This window comes from Brenneria sp. L4-2C, from assembly GCF_040240335.1.
Classification (GTDB): domain Bacteria; phylum Pseudomonadota; class Gammaproteobacteria; order Enterobacterales; family Enterobacteriaceae; genus Brenneria.
This window is the reverse complement of record NZ_JBEIAC010000012.1, coordinates 9765-30406: the sequence shown is the minus strand read 5'-3', so window position 1 is coordinate 30406 and position 20642 is coordinate 9765. Positions and strand designations below refer to the sequence as shown.

The window sequence follows — 20642 nt, the reverse complement described above, 5'->3', positions numbered from 1 at the left end:
ATAGATGCCGGCGTTCTGACCGGCATGATTTTTTTAATTATTCCAACCCCTTTTACTCTTCCATCCCGCGTATAATTCCGCGACCATATGATAATGGTTATTAAAATCATTTTTTTTCAAAGAAGATAATCTCAGGATGACGATAATGTTCAAGAAAATGCTGTATAAACTTTTACTGACCACCGCACTGCTTTCCCCTTTTGCTTCCTATGCCACGCAATATCCGCTCACCATTACGGATATAGACGGGCAATCCATTGAAATTAAAAAAGAACCACAGCGAATTGTGCTACAGGACGGCCGCGATATCATGGCGCTGGCCTTGCTTGACCGCGAGAATCCGTTTCAACGTCTGGTGGCCTGGAATAACCTGCCGAAAAGATCGGATGCGGCCACCTGGGCGCTGATGACGCAAAAATGGCCGCAGGCCGCGGAAATTCTGGATATGGGATTCGGCGATAAGGGCGAAGTTGAACTGGAGAGCGTGCTGTCGAAACAGCCGGATCTGGTCATCGCGCAGTTGCGCGCCAAACCGACGTTAACGGACAACGGCATCATCGATAAACTGAAAGCGCTGAATATCCCGCTGGTGTTCGTCGACTATGAGGTTCATCCCGTCAAGAACACCGCCGCCAGTATCGACCTGCTGGGTAAAGTGTTGAACAAGGAAGAGAACGCCAAAGCCTATACCGATTTTTATCGCCGGCACCTGGCCGAGATCCAAAAACAGACGGCATCTCTGCCGACCAAGGCGACTGTGTTTGTCGAAGCCTGGGCCGGACGTTCGGACGCCTGCTGCTTCAGCCATGCCCACAACGGCTGGGGCGGTCTGGTGGAAGCCGTCGGGGCGCGTAACATCGGTTCCGAGTTACTGCCCGGCGCAACCGGCTATATTTCATTGGAAAAACTCATCAGCATGAAACCGGATGCCTACATCCTGACGGGCGCCAAGCGCGGCAAAGCCAACAGCAACGGCGTCAATCCCCTGCCGTTCGGACTCGGCGCCGATGAGAAAAGCATTGATGAACAGGCAAGCATCCTGTTGAACCGTACCGGGGTCAGCCAGATTCCGGCCGTGCAGCAAAAAAAGACCTACGGCATCTATCATCAGTTCTATAACAATCCGTTCAACATCATCGGTATGGAATATCTGGCAAAAGCGATTTATCCGCAGCAATTCCCTACGCTGGATCCGGATGAAAACTACCGCTATATTGTGCGCCATTTCACTGGCTTGCCCCACGGCGATTTTATCTTTTTCTGGAAACCGGCTAAGTAAACGTTCATGAGCGTAACAACTGACCCAAAAACCACCGACGTGGCGGAAAAACACATTTCAGGAAACAAAGATTCCGAAAATGATGTTATGCACCGCTATCAGCATATTGTGCGCCGTCGGATGAGCACCCTCATGCTGCTGCTTGCGGCGATCGTCGGCTCGTTGCTGCTGGATTTCACCATGGGGCCCTCGGGTCTGACGCTGGACGTGTTATGGCAAACATTGACGAATCCCGCCAATGCCGATGCGGGTACCAGGGTGATCGTCTGGGAAATTCGTCTGCCCTATGCCCTGATGGCGATTATCGTCGGTCTGTCGCTGGGACTGGCGGGCGCGGAGATGCAGACGATCCTGAATAACCCGCTGGCCAGCCCGTTTACGCTGGGCGTGTCGTCCGCCGCGGCATTCGGCGCGGCCCTCGCCATCGTGCTGGGTATCGGGATCCCGGGCATTCCGGCGCAGTGGTTTATTTCCGCCAACGCCTTTTTCTTCGCCCTGCTGGCCGTGCTGCTGCTCGACGGCATCACGCGCTGGACGCAGGTGGCGACTTCCGGCGTGGTGCTGTTCGGCATCGCGCTGGTATTCACCTTTAACGCGTTGGTTTCCATGCTGCAATTCATCGCCAATGAAGACACGCTGCAAGGATTGGTGTTCTGGACAATGGGCAGTCTGGCGCGGGCATCCTGGGAAAAGCTGGGCGTTTTGCTGCTGGTGCTGCTTGCCGTGATGCCGCTGTCGCTGATGAGCGCCTGGAAACTCACCGCATTGAGACTGGGCGAAGATCGCGCCGTCAGCTTCGGCATTAACGTGCGGCGTCTGCGTCTGGCGACTCTGCTGCGCATCAGCATTCTGTCCGCGGTATCCGTGGCTTTTGTCGGCCCCATCGGCTTTATCGGATTGGTCGCGCCGCACATCGCCCGTATGATATTCGGCGAAGATCACCGGTTCTATTTGCCCGCCAGCGCGATCATCGGCGCACTGGTGCTCTCGCTGGCCTCGGTGGCGTCAAAAAACCTGATCCACGGCGTGATTATTCCTGTCGGCATCGTCACCTCGCTGGTCGGCGTGCCTTTCTTCCTGAGCATTATTCTGCGCCATAGGGGGAATGTATGAGCCATCAGGCATCATCGGGATTGCGTCTGTCTCATTTTCGCGCGGGCTACCCTAAACGCCAGGTTATCAGCGATCTCTGCGTTCCTTTGCTGCCGCGCGGGAAAATCACCGTCCTGCTGGGCCCGAACGGCAGCGGTAAATCCACCCTGTTGCGCGCCATGGCCGGGCTGGGCGCGGCCGAAGGGGAGCTGTGGCTGGACGGCGACAATCTGATGCAGATGTCATTCGCCAAGCGGGCGGAAAAAGTGGTTTATCTGCCGCAATCTCTGCCGGCCGGCGTACATCTGCATGTACTCGAATCCATCATCGTCGCCCAGCGCGCATCCGGCGGCCTGCACAGCGCCGACAGCCAGTCCGAAGTGATGACGCTGCTGAAGCAATTGGGCATCGAGCATCTGGCCTTGAGTTATCTCGATCAGCTTTCCGGCGGACAAAAGCAGTTGGTCGGACTGGCGCAGTCGTTAATTCGCCAACCTTCGCTGTTGCTGCTGGACGAGCCGCTCAGCGCGCTGGATCTGAACTATCAGTTTCACGTTATGGATTTGGTGCGCCGGGAAACGCGCAAGCGCAACATCATCACGGTGGTGGTGGTGCATGATATCAACATCGCGCTGCGCCACGGCGACCATGTGCTGATGCTGCAAAACGGCAATCTGATCGCCAATGGCGCGCCTGCCGAGGTGATCAGCCCGGAAAGTCTGGCAGCGGTGTATGGCGTGAAAGGCCGGATTGAACGCTGTTCGCAAGGCATTCCGCAGGTGATTATCGACGGATTGGTCACCGAGCCGAGCAGTTAGCCGGGCCAGCGTGGAAAAAACCGGAGAGCGCTGACGGCCAATCGCCGTCAGCGCTCTTTTTATTTGTCAGGATTTGGCCGGCAACGTCACCCAATAACCGGGTTGGTAAGGCAGCGGCAGAAACTTCTCGTGGAAGGTGCGGAACGTGGCGTCCGGATCGATATCGTTAAATAGCTCCGGATGCAGCCATTTGGCGATAGCCTGAATGGCGACGAACTGATACGGACTATCGTAGAACTGATGCCAGATAGCATGCGCATTGCCGTTGGTGGCGACCGGCAAGGTTTTAAACGCGGCACGTTCCATCAGCTTTTGCAGACGCTGTAAGGCAGCCTGCCGATCGGCGCCGGGGCCGACGCCCACCCAGCCGTTGGCGGTATTGTAATTTTTCCAGTTGGCGCCCGTCACGATAACGACATCCGGCCGGGCACTGATGATTTGTTCCGGGTTCAGCGTACCGAAAGTGCCGGGGATCAGATGCTTGGCGATGTTCTCGCCGCCAGCCGCTTCAACCATGCGGCCAAAGTTTTCATTGCCGAACGACATGCAGCATTCATCGTCATAGCCCCCGGCGCGATCGATCATCACTTTCGGCCGAACGCCCTGATAATTCTTCAATCGCTCGGTAACGATTTCAATCTGCTGGCGGCGGAACTGAATCAGTTCATCCGCGCGTTGCGGTTTGCCCAGCAGCTGCCCCATGATGTGAATGCTTTTCTCGGCATGCTCAAAAGGCTTTTCGCGAAAATCGATAAACACCACCGGGATGCCCAGCGCATTGAGTTTATCAATCAGCTTGCCTTCGTCCGTCGCGGCTTTCGACTCCAGATTCATCAGCACCAGATCGGGTTTTAACGTCAGCGCCTGCTCGACGTTAAAGGTGCCGTCTTTTGCGCCGCCGAACGTAGGCAGCTTTTTGATAGCCGGGTACTTATTCTCATAGGCCAGATAACCGTCATAATCCGCTTTCGATAGATCGTCGCGCCAGCCTACCACGCGCTGAAATGGGGCTTCGGTGTCAAACGCGGCCAGCAAATAGATTTGCCGCCCTTCGCCTAAAATAATCCGTTTAACTTCCGATTTAATTTCAACCTTTCTGCCACTGACATCTTCAATAACAATGGGGGCGGCACTCACTGTCAATACAGCGCTCAAGCCCAACATAACAGCAACCGAAAGCAGCCACTTTTTCATTATTTCCCCTCTCCTTTCAAGGTTATAAGTGATAATCATTATCACTTGCGAGGATGATATAATGGTGATGTTAAATCAGGCAACGCATTTTTATACATACGTTAAGAAAACGTAAAATATCAGCCGGAGAAAGGACGAATGCCCCCCATCATGGCTGGCTGAGCGCTTAAGTACAGCAGAACGCCGGCGCCAAACAGGAGCATCCCCCCCGCCAGCGATAAAACCGAGCCAGCTATCTTCGGCCAGAGCGGAGATGAACCCGTTTTAGCTAAACGCGCGATCGCACGACGACAATAAAAGACCAACATCGCCAGCGCGGAAATGGTCAATGCCGTCCCCAACGCCATGACCAGCGCCGAAGCGATCCCCCAGAGAAACACCCCAACGACTTTGGAAAACAGCAATACCAATATCGCCCCGGAGCAAGGCCGCATGCCCATCGCCAGAACGATCATCAAGCGAGTGCGCCAGTTGCCCTCCTGATTCAGCTCTTCCTGACTGGGAAGATGACGATGGCCGCATCCGCACGCGTCACGCCCGTCGTTCAGCGTCATGGCGGCCAACGGCGCTTTCATACGGCCAGCGTGCCGATCGACCGGCGTTAAACGCAGAATAGTGACGGAGTTACCACGCCGGAACAGATTGCCGATAAGCTGTTTCGACGCCCGGTAACAGAGCAGCGCGCCCAACCCGGCAATCAGAATAAAGCTCCCCTTCTCCAGCCAGAAGCTGCCGTTATGTAACGTGCGGCTGGAAAGCTGTAAAAAAACCAACACCACCGTCACCAGCAGCACGGCCGTCAGGCCCTGCACCAGAGACGCGGCAAAGGTAAGTTTAAGGCTGCTTTTCAACTTCGAAGGATGCGTCGCCAGGTAAGTCATAATAACCACCTTGCCATGTCCCGGCCCGACGGCGTGTAATACGCCGTACAATAGACTGAACATCATCAATGCCAGGCCGGCCCGATGCGGACGCGCCTCAACCATTTGCAGCAATAGCGACATTTGCTGGTGCAGCGACTTTTGCCAGACCGCGCTTTGCAGCACGATTTGCGGCCAGTAGCCCGCCACCCAGTACGCGCTCAATCCAACTAAAACAATCAATAATCCTAACGGCCACAGCGCGGCCCATCGACTAACCGGCGATGTGGGTCGCCGAACCGCATTTATCTTCAATGGCATTGCAACGTCACCCGCTGAGCGAACTGTTTCCCAAGCTCCATATCCTCGTCCGGCGCATCGGCTTTATCCAACGAGAGCGCATAGGACTGCAAATCCGCATTGGGCTTTGGCGTTGCCAATGTGGTTTTACAGCGTGCGGCCAACGAAGGCGCCAGCCTTATCGCCTTCTCATCCCCGTAAGACATATCGACAAAATAGGTCGGGTCATAGGTGGCAATCAGCAACGGTTTGCCTGCCAATGGCTGTGGGTGAGCCAGGGGCAACACAAACTCCAGCACGGCCTGATTCCCTTTACGGGAAAGATGATACTCCGTCGGCATCGGCGCATATTTTATCGGTTGATTATCGCGGTAGATATCGGTGAAGTAGTGTTGTCCCAGCACATTCGCCATCACTTCCGCGGCCAGTTTTTTCCAGACTTCCGAATCTTTTGTCGCGTTGCCGGCGTCGTACAACAGATCCGCGGAGGTGATGGGATCCATGGTCCATACCATACGCAAGCCGGTGATCTTTTCGTTGTGACTTTCGATAGTCGTTTGCATATCAATAAAACTGTGTGGATGAGCAAAAACGGGCTGACAGATGGTGACCATGCCTGCCATCAGCAGGGGAATTCGCCTGAACCAACCGATTAAAATGTTATAATATAACATAAACTCCTCATCACAAAGCTTCACGCCGATGGCGCTATTTGCCGGGCGATTAACCGACAAAACGCCCGGTTGATACCGGCGACGGAAATTACCGCGTATCATCACGTGAGTGGATACGCGGCATGACGGTCGGACGTATAAATAACGCCGGAACGGCCAACAGCGCCATCACCCAGAACGTGCCGTGCTGCAAATGTTCAAACAGGAAACCGGAAACCACCGTCATCAACGCGATGCTCCCGCCCATCGCCAATGCGGAATAAACCGCCTGCAAACGTAACACTTCGCCGTCGGATCGCGCCGCGATAAAGCGCATCGCCGCCAGATGACAAACGGTGAAGGTGCCGCAGTGCAATATCTGTATCACGACCAGCCACGGCAGCGCCACGGTCGCGCCCATCAGCGCCCAACGCACGACGCCGCAAACGGCGGAAAGCAATAGCAAATCTCTGGCGCTCCAGCAGCGAAACAGGCGTTGGCTGAAAGTGAAAATGACAATTTCCGCCACCACGCCCAACGACCACAGATAGCCGATAATCGAGGCGGAATAACCGGCATCCTGCCAGTAAATCACGCTGAAACCATAGTATGCCGCATGCGCCCCTTGCAACAGGGACACGCACAGCAAGAAACGCCAGACCGGCGGTTCGCGAAACAGGGTTTTCCAGGGCGTGACGATCGCCGATTGCGTTGCAGACGCGGCCGCTTCCGGCATCACGCTGGGGCGCAACAACATGCCGACAAACATGGCCACCAGCCCGGCGCTCAGGATCGCCAGAATCGCCGGATGCCCCCAAACGGACACCAGCTCACCGGTAACGGCGGAACCGATGACAAAAGCAATCGATCCCCAGACCCGCACCTTGCCATAATCCATCACGACCTGCCGTTGCCAGATAGCGGCCAGCGCATCCGTCAGCGGCACCAGCGGAGCAAAAAACAGGTTAAAGCCGATCATCACGCACAGCAGCCATAGCCAGGCGTTGCCTAACCAGAAGCCAATGAATAACACCAGAGTCAGCAATCCCAACATCCGCAAAGCCATTATCAGTTTCGACGGATCTTTCACGCAGGGCGTAATCACCAGACTGCCGACGCAACGGGCGACCAAACCGGCCCCCAGCAATAGCCCGATGGATTCGGCGGAAAGCCCCTCGCCTTTTAACCATCCGCCCCAGAACGGCAGAAAAACGCCATAACAGAAAAAGTAAGTGAAGTAGCTTAGCGCCAGCCAACGTGTTGATTGCAGTACCATAGGTTCTCCCTCTTTGGGAGGGTACTCTGTCAGAGAGCGAGCGCCGGCGCAATGCGTTATTCACCGGCAAAGACGAGAAGCGGGGATCGTGCTGAAGATGAAAAAAAATGCCGGCGCGAAGGCCGGCGTCTTGACCTATGCCCCGGCGGCGACATCCGGGGCGATGGCGTTGCTATCAGGCGTAAACCGGGAAGCGGGCGCAGATATCCAGCACTTTCTGCTTGGTGCGCTCGATGGTGGCTTCGTCGTTGATATTGTCCAGCACGTCGCAGATCCAGCCCGCCAGTTCGCGCACTTCCGCCTCTTTAAAGCCGCGGCGAGTGGCGGCCGGCGTACCGATACGCACGCCGGAAGTGACGAACGGACTCTTGGGATCGTTCGGCACGCTGTTTTTATTCACGGTGATATTGGCGCGGCCCAGCGCGGCATCGGCGTCTTTACCGGTGATATCCTTGCTGACCAGATCCAGCAGCAGCAGGTGGTTGCTGGTGCCGCCGGAAACTACATTATAGCCGCGCGCCAGGAACACCTCGACCATGGCTTTGGCGTTTTTGGCGACCTGCTGTTGATAAACCTTGAATTCCGGCTCCATCGCTTCTTTCAGCGCCACCGCTTTACCGGCGATAACGTGCATCAGCGGGCCGCCCTGACCGCCGGGGAATACCGCGGAGTTCAGTTTCTTATACAGATCTTCGTCGCCGCCTTTCGCCAGAATTAAGCCGCCGCGAGGGCCGGCCAGCGTTTTATGGGTGGTGGTGGTGACGATGTGCGCATGCGGCAGCGGCGACGGATACACGTCCGCGGCAACCAGACCGGCGACGTGCGCCATATCGACGAACAGATAAGCGCCGATGCTGTCGGCGATTTCACGCATTTTCGCCCAGTCGACAATGCCGGAATAGGCGGAGAAACCGCCGACGATCATTTTCGGTTTATGGGTGCGCGCCAGTTCCGCCATCTCGTCGTAATCGATCTTGCCGCTTTCATCGATACCGTAAGGAATGACGTTGTAAAGTTTACCGGACAGGTTGACCGGGGAACCGTGAGTCAGGTGGCCGCCGTGCGCCAGATTCATGCCCAGAATGGTATCGCCCGGCTGCAACAGCGCGGTGTAGACGGCGAAGTTGGCCTGAGAGCCGGAGTGCGGCTGTACGTTGGCGTAATCGGCGCCGAACAGCGCCTTGGCGCGATCGATAGCCAGTTGTTCAACCACGTCCACATATTCGCAACCGCCGTAATAGCGTTTGCCGGGATAGCCTTCGGCGTATTTGTTGGTCAGCTGAGAACCCTGAGCCTGCATGACGCGTGGGCTGGTATAGTTTTCAGAAGCAATCAGTTCAATATGCTCTTCCTGACGCACCACTTCCTGCTCCATTGCTTGCCACAGTTCGGCATCATAATCGGCAATGTTCATTTCACGCTTTAACATCCGCATCTCCTGACTCAGCTAACTTACAATATACTGGAAAACAACTACCCATCCGGGTACTGGCCTATAGTGTAAACCGTTTCTCCCTTATGAAGATAGGGCTTGACAGAGGTTTTTACGCAAACGATTAGCTACAGGCGGCGCAAGGGCTGCGCGCATTTAGGCCGCTGCGCGGGAAGCGGAGTTTTCTTCATTTTCAACCTGTTTTTTCTTCATCTTGCGCGCATAAAAAGTCGTTATCGATGCGGATCACCAGGCAGCAGGTTTTCATCTCGCCGTTTCGATGCTCCCCCTGTTAACCACAAAAAACCGCAGAATTATTGAAATATCGTTTCATATTAAATGAAAATTTAAGGCATCGCCGAGTTTAGGCACCCTCTTTGACAAAATTAGGTGCATAATAAAAACCCTCATCTTTTAATGAAGTTAGGCCCATAAGTCATTTGGCGACGTGTAAAATTTGCAAAAGTGTTTTTGCTGCCTGCAACAAAGGATATGTCTGATCATGTTAAAACGTTTTTCTGATGGTATGACCTTCGCTATCTTATTTTCCGCCCCCTGGCTACTGGCACATGCTGAATCGTCCGCCTCACCGCACAATGCAAAACAACAAAGCGCCATCGAGGCGATAGCCAGCGCCAAGCTTGGCGATAACACAACCTTGACCGGACACGTGACGCACCGTGAAATCCATTTACCGGCCACGATAATTATCCGCGATGGGCAGGGTCAGCGCAGGCAGACGCGGACTGATGATGAGGGCAATTACCATATTGATATTTCAGACTTATCCTCGCCATTACGTATTTTGGCTATCGAGTCAGGCGGCACCAACTGTCAGCTCAGCAATCTTCCCCGCGCAATTTGTCTGAATGCATTGGCGCCGTCGCTGCAATCCGGTCGTGACAATATCGTCAACATTAACCCGCTCACCGACCGTATTATTTCTGACGTCGCCGTGGCCGCAGGGTATCCGGGGCCGCAGCAGTTGGCTGACGATCCCTCGCCGCCGACGCTGGATAACGCCGCGTTGAAAAAGGCTTATGCCGCATTCCATGCAGGATTCAATAGCGCGCTGAAACAAGCCGGCATCGCCGTCCCGGCTCGTTTCGATCCCCTGACCTATCCCGTCGCCCAGCAGGAAGCGGTCGGCAAAATTATCGATGTCATCAATCACAACCGTAATTATGACAATAACACCGGCTACTCAGGCTATACCGTGTTGACGGACAGCGTTTTCCGGCCGATTACGGGATTGTACGGGCAAGGCGCCTATGAGCCGCTGGATTATCCGTTTGCCCGCCAGCACCTGACCGCCATCCAAAAAGCGCAAACCCGCATCTTTCTGGTCGGCGACTCCACGGCGGCGACCAATGAAAAAGTCCGCCAGCCGCGCATGGGCTGGGGGCAGATCTTTGAACAGCAGTTTCGTCCTGACAGCGGCGTGAAAGTCGTCAACGGCGCGCGCCCCGGAAGAGGGTCGCGCGATTATTTTTATGACGGCTGGTTCCGCCAGATGCGGCCATTGATGAAAGCCGGGGATTTTCTGTTCATTCAAATGGGGATCAATGACCAGAACTGCAACAGCGCCAGACCGGTGCGAGGCGCCGCCGATGTCGCCAATTTGTGTACTTATCCTAATAATGCGGCGGGTAAAACCCAATCCCCTCCGGGTAAAGACGATATGTCGTTTCAGACCTCGCTGGAGCGTTATATTACTTTCGCCCGCCAACATCAGTTAACCCCCGTGTTGCTGACGCCGACAGCCAGGGTGTTTACCGCGGAAGGCAAAGTCGGCACGCCCGCCGTGCATAACCACTTCACCAAACAAAATGCCGAAGGCGGATACGCGTTTACCGGCGACTACAGCCAGACCATCAAAGATACCGCCGCCGCCAATAAAGTCCCTGTGCTGGATATCGAAACGGCGACGATCGCGCTGGCGAATCAGGGGAACAGCAATCACTGGAAACAGTACTGGCTGGCGGTCGATCCCGCACGCTACCCGTTTTACCGTAATCAGATCGGCAGCCTGAAGAAACCGGATGCGACGCATTTCCAGAAAAAAGGGGCTATCGCGGTATCAGGGATTGTCGCGGATGCGATTAGCAAAACGCCGGAATTAAAAACGCTGGCGGATAAACTGGCGAGCAAGAGTAAACAATGACCCGCTAGATCAACCCGCGGCGCAGGCGGGAATCAGCCGATGACTATTCACGGTTTCAGCAGGAGCTCCCCGCTTACTGCCGCGGGGATGACGGGATATAGGCGGGGATGATGGAAGATAGGCGGGGATGATGGGATAGCGGCAGATACTGTCAGCTGATCCCCGCCTGCTAACGGGTTTAATACAGGGCGTTAGATCGCCTCTTCATCTTCCTCGCCGGTACGGATACGGATAACGCGGGCGACGTCAAAGACGAAGATTTTACCGTCGCCGATTTTACCGGTCTGCGCCGTGCGCATGATGGCTTCCACACACGTATCAACGATATCGTCCCCGACCACGATCTCAACTTTTACCTTGGGCAAAAAGTCGACCATGTACTCAGCGCCGCGATAGAGCTCTGTGTGGCCTTTCTGACGACCAAACCCTTTTACTTCCGTTACCGTCATCCCTGTGATGCCCACTTCAGCTAACGCTTCACGTACATCGTCCAGTTTGAACGGCTTGATAATCGCATCAATTTTTTTCATCGAAGAACCTTTTTATTACCTATGTTGCGGCCAAAGCCGGGCATCAGCGAGAAACAAGATTGTCAGAATCCGAACCGACAATCCATTAGCATTATTCTTTAAAATCGTTGGCGTCCAATTCATGACGGCCCAACAGTTTATAAAATTCCGTCCGGTTACGCCCCGCCATCCGCGCAGCCTGAGTGACATTGCCTTTGGCTATCTGCAACAGTTTGCGCAGGTAGTTCAGTTCGAACTGATGACGGGCTTCGACAAACGTCGGCAACGCGGTGTTTTCTCCAGCCAGCGCCTGTGCGACCAGCGCCTCGCCGATTACCGGCGCGCTGGTCAGCGCCACGCATTGTTCAATGACATTAACCAGTTGTCGGACGTTACCCGGCCAACTTGCCGTCATCAACCGTTTCATGGCATCGGTCGAGAAGGATCGCACAAATGGCTTATGCCTGGCGGCGGCCTCACGCAGCAAGTGATTAGCCAGTAGCGGGATATCTTCCGCCCGTTCGTGCAGGGCGGGCAATTTCATATTGACGACGTTCAGCCGATAGTACAGATCTTCACGGAACTCGCCTTTTTCCATGGCCTTAGGCAGGTCGCGGTGGGTAGCGGAGATAATACGCACATCGATATCCAGATCGCGGTTGCTGCCCAGCGGACGGATCTTGCGTTCCTGCAAGACCCGCAGCAGTTTGACCTGTAGCGACAGCGGCATATCGCCGATTTCATCCAAAAACAGCGTACCGCCTTGCGCCGCCTGAAATAGCCCTTCCCGACTGCTGACCGCCCCGGTAAAAGCCCCTTTCGCGTGGCCGAATAATTCCGATTCCAGCAAAGGTTCGGGTAATGCGCCGCAGTTAATGGCGATAAAGGCTTGCTTCGCGCGCGGGCTGGCCGCATGGATCGCCTGGGCCAACACCTCTTTCCCGGTTCCGCTCTGGCCGTTAATCAGCACGCTGACGTCCGACTGGGCGACCATCTTGGCCTGCTCCAGCAGGCGCAACATCAGCGGGCTGCGGGTAACGATGTTTTCTCGCCAGCCTTCATCGCCAACCGGCGCCGACAAAGCCAAGGCTTCATCAATCGCCTGATATAACGCATCCCGATCGACCGGTTTGGTCAGGAAGCTGAACACCCCTTGCTGGGTTGCCGCGACCGCATCAGGAATCGAACCGTGAGCCGTCAGAATAATGACGGGCATCCCCGGTTGATGGCGCTGAATCTCAGAAAAAAGCGCCATGCCGTCCATCTCGTCCATGCGGAGATCGCTAATCACCAGATCGAACTGTTCTCTGGTTAACAAACGCAGCGCTTCCTGACCGCTTTCCGCCGTCGTCACGCTGAAACCTTCGCTGGTCAGACGCATCCCTAACAGCTTTAGCAGGCTGGGATCGTCGTCCACCAGCAGCAAGTTCGCCGCTTTACGGGCTGTCATTGTTTTCTCGGCTCCTTGGTCGTCGATTTATCCGCGTCGGCATTATTGCGCTGATAAGATTCGGTATCGGGCATCTCCCCTGATAGCTGCTTACGGGTTGAAAGCCGACGCTCAATGTCCGTCAGGTTCTCCAACTTCCGCCTGGTGGTTTCGAGCTGATATTGCAAATGCCCTTGCTCGGCTTGCAGCGCCTCCAGTTGTTTATCCGTGGACTCCTGCAATCGCTTATAACGTAAACGCTCATCCGATAAGGCCAGCAACAGCGTTTGCCTGTCGCGCCAGGTCTGTATCAGCGGACGTAACGCGTCAGGGAAATCAAGACGGAACATGTTGAGTTGTTCTAACATCCGCTGCCGCTCAACCGGCGAAATACCGGCGTTATCCAATAAAATCCCCTGCTTGAACGCGCTATCCCAACCGCTGCCCGCCACTTGCCGCGCTTCTTCACGCGCCTGCGGCTCCGTCAGGCGTCCGGCGCAATCCATCGCACGCAGCCAGTACAGCGCATTGATCATGACTTCCCGATCGTCCACCTGCCAGAGATGTTCACACTGCGCCACTCGATAATCGGCGACCTGCTCTTTTGGCGTAAACTGCGCCGCCTCCCCGAAGGTCAAATAGCTGCCCGCATTATGTTTACAGGCGGTCAATAACAGTATCGCCGTTAAGCACAAGCATGGCATCACCACGGCCCCCGACATACGACGGACAAGCATATCGAATATGGCGGACGGCATGTGCGGGGGGGAGGGACGAGCGAACCATGCGTTCATTCTTTATTCATTCTCGGAAGTTAATAGCAATTCAATACGAAAACAGACATCGGCATAATCAACGGATATCAGACTTAATTCACCATGCATACGACGGATGCAATCACGGGCGATGCTCAGCCCCAGCCCGCTGCCTTTTACCGCGCCTTTACGCTGACGGCTTCCCTGGTAAAACGGCTCAAAAATCATGCCATGCTCCGCTTGCGGGATCGGCGCGCCGCTGTTGGCGACATCAATCTGCACCCGATTCCCAGTCAACCGACTGTGGATCCAAATGTTACCGGATTCCTTGCCATAGTGCACCGCATTGGAATAGAGATTGTCAATTACGCGCATCAATAACGTCGTCTCTGCCCAACAGTATTCCGACTCCAGTTTTATGTCGGTATGAATCATTTTAGTTCGGGCGGGCAGACTGTGGGACGACACGACGATATCGACAATTTCTTCAATTTCGACCCGCTCCAACTCCGTCGGCGCATCCGCCAGCTTGCGGTTGTAGTCCAGCAGTTGATCGATCAATTGCAGTAAATGGCGGCTGCTGCTGTCGAGAATGGACACCACTTCTTTCTGATCGGCCGTCAAGGGGCCGACCACTTCATCGGCCAACAGCTCCGTGCCTTCACGCAGGCTCGCCAGCGGCGTTTTCAGCTCATGCGAGATATGGCGCAAAAACTCATGCCGCTGCGACTCCAGCCAGGACAACCGCTCGCTCAGCCAGATAATGCGCTGCGCTAAAGATCGGATTTCTCGCGGGCCTTTGAAGGTACTGGTATTGCCCAAAGAGCGTCCTTCTCCCAGACGATTGATCATACGCTCGACGCCATTAACCGGGCCGATAATCATACGAGTAAACAAAACGACCAGTATCAGACTCACCAGAAACAGCAGCAGCGACTGCCAGCCGAAAAACCGGCCGCGTTCGGCAATCGCCTGTTGCAGTTGCTGACCGCGGGAAAAGACCACTTCACGGGTCATCTGAACCATTTGTCCGTTGGCGCGCGAGAAGTTTTCCAACAGTTCCGAGGCCGCCCGATCGGGACCGCTGGTTTGGCAATGTAGTTCCGCAAGCTGGGTTAAGTACTGACGCAGCGTTTGATAATAACGGGGGTCGGGCAGGACGGAAGCGTGCGAGTCCAGCATTTGAGAATACTGGTTGCGTTGATTCTGGTAGAGCGTCGCCAGGGTTTGATCGTCCAGCACACAGTATTGGCGATAGCTGCGTTCCATGGCTAACGCGACGCTGGTCATCGCCTCGCTGCGTCGGGCATCCGTGGAGGTCGTCCGATTGATCTCAGCGGCCTGTTCGCTGAGCGTATTCAGGCTTTGATACGCCTGATAGGCCAGTACCAATAAAGGCAACAACACCAGCACAAACGCCATGATTACTAACTGCCGCAGAGAACGCGGAAATAAACGCCATCGTTTCAAGGAAATCATCTCATTTACCCATCGGTCCGCTCTGATGCTAACTGAATCTGCTAGAAACGTCAGAACGTTTTTAACATCGCCGGATAGCAACGACACGGTAAACAAAGGTGATCATCAACAGGAGAGGAAAGCGGACTGGGCTTGGCATTACGCGGCCGGAGAATAGCTTCTGCCGGCCGCGTAACTGAATAGGCGGTGCCTCACTCAACGTGTCGCCCGATGTTTGATAAAGCCGGCTTACGCGGACTGTTATCGATCTGGTGGACGATAGGCACCCTTTCTTGTGGCGTCATTCCGGGCGTTATGAGCGAAGATGTCTGCCAATCAGCAGCGCAATCATAACCAATTGAATGAGCGACGCTGATTATTAAGCACATTTCATGCCAATTAGAAAAAAATTATATTAACTCGTTAATTTAAATGAATTTAAATCTTATAGCTCGCTTAATCAATGCGACTAAAAACGAAATGGATAGGCCGATAATCAGGTTTCTGTCGTCAAAAGCAGACACCTTTCCACACAGTTATGTCAACCCATTAAAATCAAAGAGTTAAATGTCTCTTATCGGAGACAGGCAACTGTATATTTGTCGCGAAAACACGACAAGGATAAGGCATTGCTATCGGCAAAGGGCAAAGATTGCCATTCGCGCGAAGGCAGGCATCAGCCGATGGCTGCTCCCGGTTTCAGTAGGAGATCCCCGCCTACTACCGCGGGGATGACGGTGTGTGTGCCGGGGATGACGGTGCTGTGTGCCGGGGATGACGGTGTTGTATGCCGGGATGACGGTGTGTGTGCTGGGATGACGGTGTTGTGTGCCGGGATGACGGTGTGTGTGCCGGGGATGACGGTGTGTGTGCCGGGATGACGGTGTGTGTGCCGGGATGACGGTGTGTGCCGGGATGACGGTGTGTGTGCCGGGATGACGGTGTGTGTGCCGGGATGACGGTGTGTGTGCCGGGATGACGGTGTGTGTGCCAGGATGAGCGAGTTGAAGGCCAGGATGACGGAGTAAAAGGCCGGGATGAGTTTTACCGCGGATGGGTTAAACGAATGAAGGGGCCGAAGCCCCTTGCGGTTGTACTCGGTTAGCAATTACCCCAGTTGTTTGCGCGCATTGCGGAACATGCGCATCCATGGCCCGTCCTCGCCCCAGTTTTCCGGATGCCAGGAATTGCTGACGGTACGGAAAACTCGCTCAGGATGCGGCATCATGACCGTCGCGCGGCCGCCGGCGCTGGTCACCGCAGTAATGCCGTTTGGCGAGCCATTCGGGTTGGCCGGATAATTTTCCGTCGCCTGACCGAAGTTATTCACATAGCGCAACGCGACCAGGTTATGCTGCTCCAGCGCGGCCAGATGTTCGCCATCACGCACCTCAACCAGACCTTCGCCGTGTGAAACCGCGATAGGCATACGTGACCCGGCCATGTCGTTCATAAACAACGATGGGCTCTTCTCGACCGCCACCAGGCTAAAGCGAGCCTCAAAACGCTCTGACTTATTCTTGACAAAACGCGGCCAGAGCTCGGCGCCTGGGATCAGCTCCCTGAGATTAGACATCATCTGACAGCCGTTACATACCCCTAGCGCCAGCGTCTGCGGGCGTTGGAAGAACTCAGAAAACTCATCACGCACCCGCGGATTGAACAGAATAGACTTCGCCCAGCCTTCGCCCGCGCCCAGCACATCGCCATAAGAGAAGCCGCCGCAGGCGACCAGCGTATGGAAATCCTTCAGATCCCGACGCCCCGCCAACAGGTCGCTCATATGGACGTCAACGGCGTCAAAACCGGCACGGTGGAAAGCCGCCGCCATTTCAATATGAGAGTTCACCCCTTGCTCACGCAACACGGCCACTTTCGGACGAGCCTGTTTGGCGATATAAGGGGCGGCGATATCTTCCTGCGGTTCGAAAGTGAGCGTCACGTTCAAGCCGGGGTCGTTGTCATCCTGCTTGGCGCTATGCTCTTGATCGGCGCATTGCGGGTTATCGCGCAGCCGCTGCATCTGCCAGGTAGTTTCCGCCCACCAGGTACGCATCGTGGTGCGGCTTTCGCGGTAAACCACGTCCGCGCCGGCGGTAATAACAAAGCGGGCGCCCTCTTCGGCACGACCAAGATAATGCACGCAATCCGCCAGACCATGGCGGGCGAGCACGCTTTCCACTTCCGCCCGGCGCGATGCCGCAACCTGGATAACCGCCCCCAGTTCTTCATTGAACAACGTAGCCAGCGCGTCGTCCCCCTGCGAGGCGATATCCACATTCACGCCGCAGTGTCCGGCGAATGCCATCTCGGCCAGCGTGACCAGCAAACCGCCGTCAGAACGGTCGTGATAGGCCAGCAAGGCTTTATCCGCCACCAGTTGCTGTATGGCGTTAAAGAAGCCGGCCAACTGTTGCGCATCGTGAACATCCGCCGTTTCACGACCTAACTGGCGATACACCTGAGCCAGCGCCGTCGCGCCCAGCGCCTTGCGCCCCGCGCCCAGGTCGATCAGCAACAACGCATTATCCCGATCGGCGCGCAGTTGCGGCGTTACCGTATTGCGCACGTCCTCCACCCGGGCAAAGGCGGAAATCACCAATGACATCGGCGAGGTCATGGCGCGATCTTCGCCGTCTTCCTGCCAGCGGGTTTTCATCGACATGGAATCTTTGCCGACGGGGATCGTTAATCCCAACGCCGGACAAAGTTCTTCGCCGATAGCTTTTACCGCATCGTAAAGCCCGGCGTCTTCGCCGGGATGACCGGCCGCCGCCATCCAGTTAGCCGAGAGCTTGACCCGAGTCAGCGGGCCGATATGGGTCGCCGCAATATTGGTTAACGCCTCGCCCACCGCCAGACGTGCGGAAGCCGCGAAATTACGCAGCGCCACCGGCGCGCGTTCGCCGATAGACATCGCCTCGCCGTAGTAACTGTCCAGACTCGCCGTCGTTACCGCACAGTCAGCCACCGGCACCTGCCAGGGGCCGACCATTTGGTCGCGGGCCACCATACCGGTAACCGAGCGATCGCCGATGGTAATCAGGAAGGTTTTCTCCGCCACCACCGGTAAATGCAGCACGCGCTCGACGGCGTCGGCCAGATAAATCCCTTCGCGTTTTAACGGCGCGCCTTCCACCTGCGTACGTTCGACGTCACGCAGCATTTTCGGCGTCTTACCCAGCAAGACATCCAGCGGCAGATCGATAGGTTGATTATTAAAATGGCGATCGTTCAACGTCAGATGCAGTTCTTCCGTCGCTTCGCCGATCGCCGCGTAAGGCGCGCGTTCACGGCGGCAGATTTCATCAAACAACGCCAGTTTTTCCGGCGCGACGGCCAGAACATAGCGCTCTTGCGACTCATTACACCAGACTTCCAGCGGGCTCATGCCCGGTTCGTCATTCAAAATGTCACGCAGTTCGAAACGCCCGCCGCGGCCGCCGTCGCTCACCAGCTCCGGCATGGCGTTGGACAATCCGCCGGCGCCCACGTCATGAATAAACAGAATCGGGTTCTGTTCGCCCAACTGCCAGCAACGGTCAATCACTTCCTGACAACGGCGTTCCATTTCCGGGTTATCGCGCTGAACGGAAGCAAAATCCAGATCGGCATCGGATTGACCGGATGCCATCGACGATGCCGCGCCGCCGCCCAGACCGATATTCATCGCCGGGCCGCCCAAGACAATCAACTTGGCACCGACGCTGATTTCGCCTTTTTGCACATGGTCGGCGCGAATATTGCCGATACCGCCCGCCAACATGATGGGTTTGTGGTAACCGCGCAGCTCTGTACCGTTATGGCTGTCTACCCGCTCTTCATAGGTGCGGAAATAGCCGGTCAGCGCAGGACGACCGAATTCATTATTAAACGCCGCGCCGCCGAGAGGCCCTTCGGTCATGATGTCCAATGCGCTGACGATACGATCGGGCTTGCCGAAATCCTCTTCCCAGGGTTGTTCAAAACCGGGGATACGCAGGTTGGATACGGAAAAGCCCACCAGACCCGCTTTGGGTTTGGAGCCTCGTCCGGTTGCCCCTTCATCACGGATTTCACCGCCGGAGCCGGTGGCCGCGCCCGGCCAGGGTGAAATGGCGGTCGGGTGGTTGTGGGTTTCCACTTTCATCAGGATATGCGCGTCGCCATGATGGTAATCATAGTTGCCCTGGGCATCGGCATAAAAACGCCCGACGGCGGAGCCTTCCATCACGGCCGCGTTATCTTTGTAGGCCGATAACACATGGTCCGGGGTATGCGTGAAGGTGTTTTTAATCATTTTAAACAGCGACTTCGGCTGTTCCACGCCGTCGATCACCCAATCGGCGTTAAAAATTTTATGGCGGCAGTGTTCGGAGTTCGCCTGTGCGAACATATACAGCTCGATATCGGTCGGGTTGCGTCCCAACTTGCCGAACGCCTCCAGCAGATAATCGATCTCATCTTCAGCCAGCGCCAACCCCAGCCGGACATTCGCTTTTTCCAGCGCCTGACGGCCCTGCAACAGGATTTCTATGCGTTTTAGCGGCGCAGGCTGCTGATGCGAGAACAGTTTCTCCGCCTGCCGCATATCGTCAAACACGCTCTCCATCATTCGGTCATGCAGCAACGCCCCCAGTTGCCGCCACTGTTCATCACTGAGCGTCGGCGCATGAATATAAAAAGCCAGGCCGCGTTCCAGGCGCAAAATCTTATTCAAGGCGCAGTTACGCGCAATATCCGTCGCCTTGGAAGACCAGGGGGAAATCGTGCCGGGACGGGGAGTCACCAACAGCAAACGGCCTTGCGGCTCATGTTCAGCGAGAGAAGGACCATACTTCAGCAAACGTGTCAGTTTGGCCAGTTCATCGTTGTTCAGTGGCGTACTGACATCGGCGAAATGTACGTATTCGGCATAGATATCGCTAATCGGCAAAAAGTGCTCTTTGCACCGGGCAAGCAGTTTATTAATACGAAAAGCCGACAAAGCAGGTGAACCACGCAGTATTTCCATAATCTAAAGTTCTCTCGTCTTCGATGCACTGACAGCGGTGCAGTCGTTGGGCGCTACAGGGGGGAAACGCGCGTCATTATAGAGAATCCTTTCCCAGGACGAAACCGTTTGCGTCGCTATTGTTCAACATCACATTGAGGTACTGACTAAACATTAAGCGAATCAATAAAAGTTGCACACTGCCGTTTTGTTACGCAAAATGCCCCGACTCCGGGACTTTCGTATAAAAAATCGCCTGGAGCGATTTTCAACGTCGCTTGCGACGGCCCGTAGGGCGAGTCTCACGGATGAGACGAGTAAAAAATCGCCTGGAGCGATTTTCAACGTCGCTTGCGACGGCCCGTAGGGCGAGTCTCACGGATGAGACGAGTAAAAAATCGCCTGGAGCGATTTTCAACGTCGCTTGCGACGGCCCGTAGGGCGAGTCTCA

Annotated in this window: 14 protein-coding genes; 4 read left to right on the top strand and 10 right to left on the bottom strand. The window is 55.5% G+C overall.

Annotated elements, in window-relative coordinates:
• Window positions 1–145: 145 nt before the first annotated feature.
• Genes ABRZ26_RS16620 through ABRZ26_RS16610 form a run of 3 tightly spaced genes read left to right on the top strand, consistent with a single transcriptional unit; the run spans window position 146 to window position 3189 of the window.
• The gene (locus ABRZ26_RS16620) at window positions 146–1279 is read left to right on the top strand and encodes an ABC transporter substrate-binding protein (protein ID WP_319605267.1); all 1134 of its coding nucleotides are present in this window, start codon (window positions 146–148) and stop codon (window positions 1277–1279) included.
• Window positions 1280–1285: 6 nt separating this feature from the next.
• The gene (locus ABRZ26_RS16615) at window positions 1286–2392 is read left to right on the top strand and encodes a FecCD family ABC transporter permease (RefSeq protein WP_413556298.1); all 1107 of its coding nucleotides are present in this window, start codon (window positions 1286–1288) and stop codon (window positions 2390–2392) included.
• On the top strand, window positions 2389–3189 hold the full coding sequence (locus ABRZ26_RS16610; protein WP_319605266.1) for an ABC transporter ATP-binding protein: 801 nt from the start codon (window positions 2389–2391) through the stop codon (window positions 3187–3189). The genes ABRZ26_RS16615 and ABRZ26_RS16610 overlap by 4 nt, the downstream gene beginning before the upstream one ends.
• 66 nt (window positions 3190–3255) lie before the next feature.
• On the opposite strand, the gene ABRZ26_RS16605 is transcribed toward ABRZ26_RS16610, so the two are convergent.
• The 5 genes from ABRZ26_RS16605 to glyA all read right to left on the bottom strand — a co-directional run bounded on the left by ABRZ26_RS16605 (window position 3256) and on the right by glyA (window position 8901).
• The gene (locus tag ABRZ26_RS16605; RefSeq protein WP_319605265.1) at window positions 3256–4383 is read right to left on the bottom strand and encodes an ABC transporter substrate-binding protein; all 1128 of its coding nucleotides are present in this window, start codon (window positions 4381–4383) and stop codon (window positions 3256–3258) included.
• A 119-nt stretch (window positions 4384–4502) separates the two neighbouring features.
• A complete protein-coding gene (locus tag ABRZ26_RS16600) occupies window positions 4503–5564 on the bottom strand; it encodes a nickel/cobalt transporter (RefSeq protein WP_319605264.1) in 1062 nt (353 codons plus the stop codon).
• Complete coding sequence (locus ABRZ26_RS16595; protein WP_319605263.1) at window positions 5555–6217, bottom strand: DUF1007 family protein; 663 nt, start codon at window positions 6215–6217, stop codon at window positions 5555–5557. The genes ABRZ26_RS16600 and ABRZ26_RS16595 overlap by 10 nt, the downstream gene beginning before the upstream one ends.
• Window positions 6218–6305: 88 nt before the next feature.
• On the bottom strand, window positions 6306–7472 hold the full coding sequence (locus tag ABRZ26_RS16590; protein WP_319605262.1) for a 3-phenylpropionate MFS transporter: 1167 nt from the start codon (window positions 7470–7472) through the stop codon (window positions 6306–6308).
• Window positions 7473–7647: 175 nt separating this feature from the next.
• Window positions 7648–8901, bottom strand: coding sequence for a serine hydroxymethyltransferase (gene glyA / locus ABRZ26_RS16585; RefSeq protein ID WP_319605261.1), 1254 nt, complete (start codon window positions 8899–8901; stop codon window positions 7648–7650).
• Window positions 8902–9406: 505 nt separating this feature from the next.
• Here glyA and paeY point away from each other — a divergent pair.
• Complete coding sequence (gene paeY / locus ABRZ26_RS16580) at window positions 9407–11068, top strand: pectin acetylesterase PaeY (protein ID WP_319605260.1); 1662 nt, start codon at window positions 9407–9409, stop codon at window positions 11066–11068.
• A 191-nt stretch (window positions 11069–11259) separates the two neighbouring features.
• Here the strand turns inward: paeY and glnB are convergent, their stop codons facing one another.
• From glnB to purL, 5 genes are all read right to left on the bottom strand, one after another.
• Entirely contained in the window at window positions 11260–11598 is a 339-nt protein-coding gene (gene glnB / locus ABRZ26_RS16575; protein WP_319605259.1) for a nitrogen regulatory protein P-II, read from the bottom strand.
• Between the two features lie 91 nt (window positions 11599–11689).
• Window positions 11690–13027, bottom strand: coding sequence for a two-component system response regulator GlrR (gene glrR / locus ABRZ26_RS16570; RefSeq protein ID WP_319605258.1), 1338 nt, complete (start codon window positions 13025–13027; stop codon window positions 11690–11692).
• Entirely contained in the window at window positions 13024–13800 is a 777-nt protein-coding gene (gene qseG / locus ABRZ26_RS16565) for a two-component system QseEF-associated lipoprotein QseG (protein WP_319605257.1), read from the bottom strand. Before qseG ends, glrR begins: the two co-directional genes overlap by 4 nt.
• 3 nt (window positions 13801–13803) lie before the next feature.
• Window positions 13804–15240 (bottom strand): sensor histidine kinase, encoded by a 1437-nt coding sequence (locus ABRZ26_RS16560; RefSeq protein WP_319605256.1) that lies wholly within the window; start codon window positions 15238–15240, stop codon window positions 13804–13806.
• A gap of 1087 nt (window positions 15241–16327) precedes the next feature.
• The gene (gene purL / locus ABRZ26_RS16555) at window positions 16328–20212 is read right to left on the bottom strand and encodes a phosphoribosylformylglycinamidine synthase (protein WP_319605255.1); all 3885 of its coding nucleotides are present in this window, start codon (window positions 20210–20212) and stop codon (window positions 16328–16330) included.
• Between the last annotated feature and the right edge of the window lie 430 nt (window positions 20213–20642).

What these genes read in the sequence shown, in the direction of transcription:
- ABRZ26_RS16620 (WP_319605267.1), top strand. Translation starts at nt 146, where the DNA reads ATGTTCAAGAAAATGCTGTATAAACTTTTACTGACCACCGCACTGCTT.
- ABRZ26_RS16615 (WP_413556298.1), top strand. Translation starts at nt 1,286, where the DNA reads ATGAGCGTAACAACTGACCCAAAAACCACCGACGTGGCGGAAAAACAC.
- ABRZ26_RS16610 (WP_319605266.1), top strand. Translation starts at nt 2,389, where the DNA reads ATGAGCCATCAGGCATCATCGGGATTGCGTCTGTCTCATTTTCGCGCG.
- ABRZ26_RS16605 (WP_319605265.1), bottom strand. Translation starts at nt 4,383, where the DNA reads ATGAAAAAGTGGCTGCTTTCGGTTGCTGTTATGTTGGGCTTGAGCGCT.
- ABRZ26_RS16600 (WP_319605264.1), bottom strand. Translation starts at nt 5,564, where the DNA reads ATGCCATTGAAGATAAATGCGGTTCGGCGACCCACATCGCCGGTTAGT.
- ABRZ26_RS16595 (WP_319605263.1), bottom strand. Translation starts at nt 6,217, where the DNA reads ATGTTATATTATAACATTTTAATCGGTTGGTTCAGGCGAATTCCCCTG.
- ABRZ26_RS16590 (WP_319605262.1), bottom strand. Translation starts at nt 7,472, where the DNA reads ATGGTACTGCAATCAACACGTTGGCTGGCGCTAAGCTACTTCACTTAC.
- glyA (WP_319605261.1), bottom strand. Translation starts at nt 8,901, where the DNA reads ATGTTAAAGCGTGAAATGAACATTGCCGATTATGATGCCGAACTGTGG.
- paeY (WP_319605260.1), top strand. Translation starts at nt 9,407, where the DNA reads ATGTTAAAACGTTTTTCTGATGGTATGACCTTCGCTATCTTATTTTCC.
- glnB (WP_319605259.1), bottom strand. Translation starts at nt 11,598, where the DNA reads ATGAAAAAAATTGATGCGATTATCAAGCCGTTCAAACTGGACGATGTA.
- glrR (WP_319605258.1), bottom strand. Translation starts at nt 13,027, where the DNA reads ATGACAGCCCGTAAAGCGGCGAACTTGCTGCTGGTGGACGACGATCCC.
- qseG (WP_319605257.1), bottom strand. Translation starts at nt 13,800, where the DNA reads ATGAACGCATGGTTCGCTCGTCCCTCCCCCCCGCACATGCCGTCCGCC.
- ABRZ26_RS16560 (WP_319605256.1), bottom strand. Translation starts at nt 15,240, where the DNA reads ATGATTTCCTTGAAACGATGGCGTTTATTTCCGCGTTCTCTGCGGCAG.
- purL (WP_319605255.1), bottom strand. Translation starts at nt 20,212, where the DNA reads ATGGAAATACTGCGTGGTTCACCTGCTTTGTCGGCTTTTCGTATTAAT.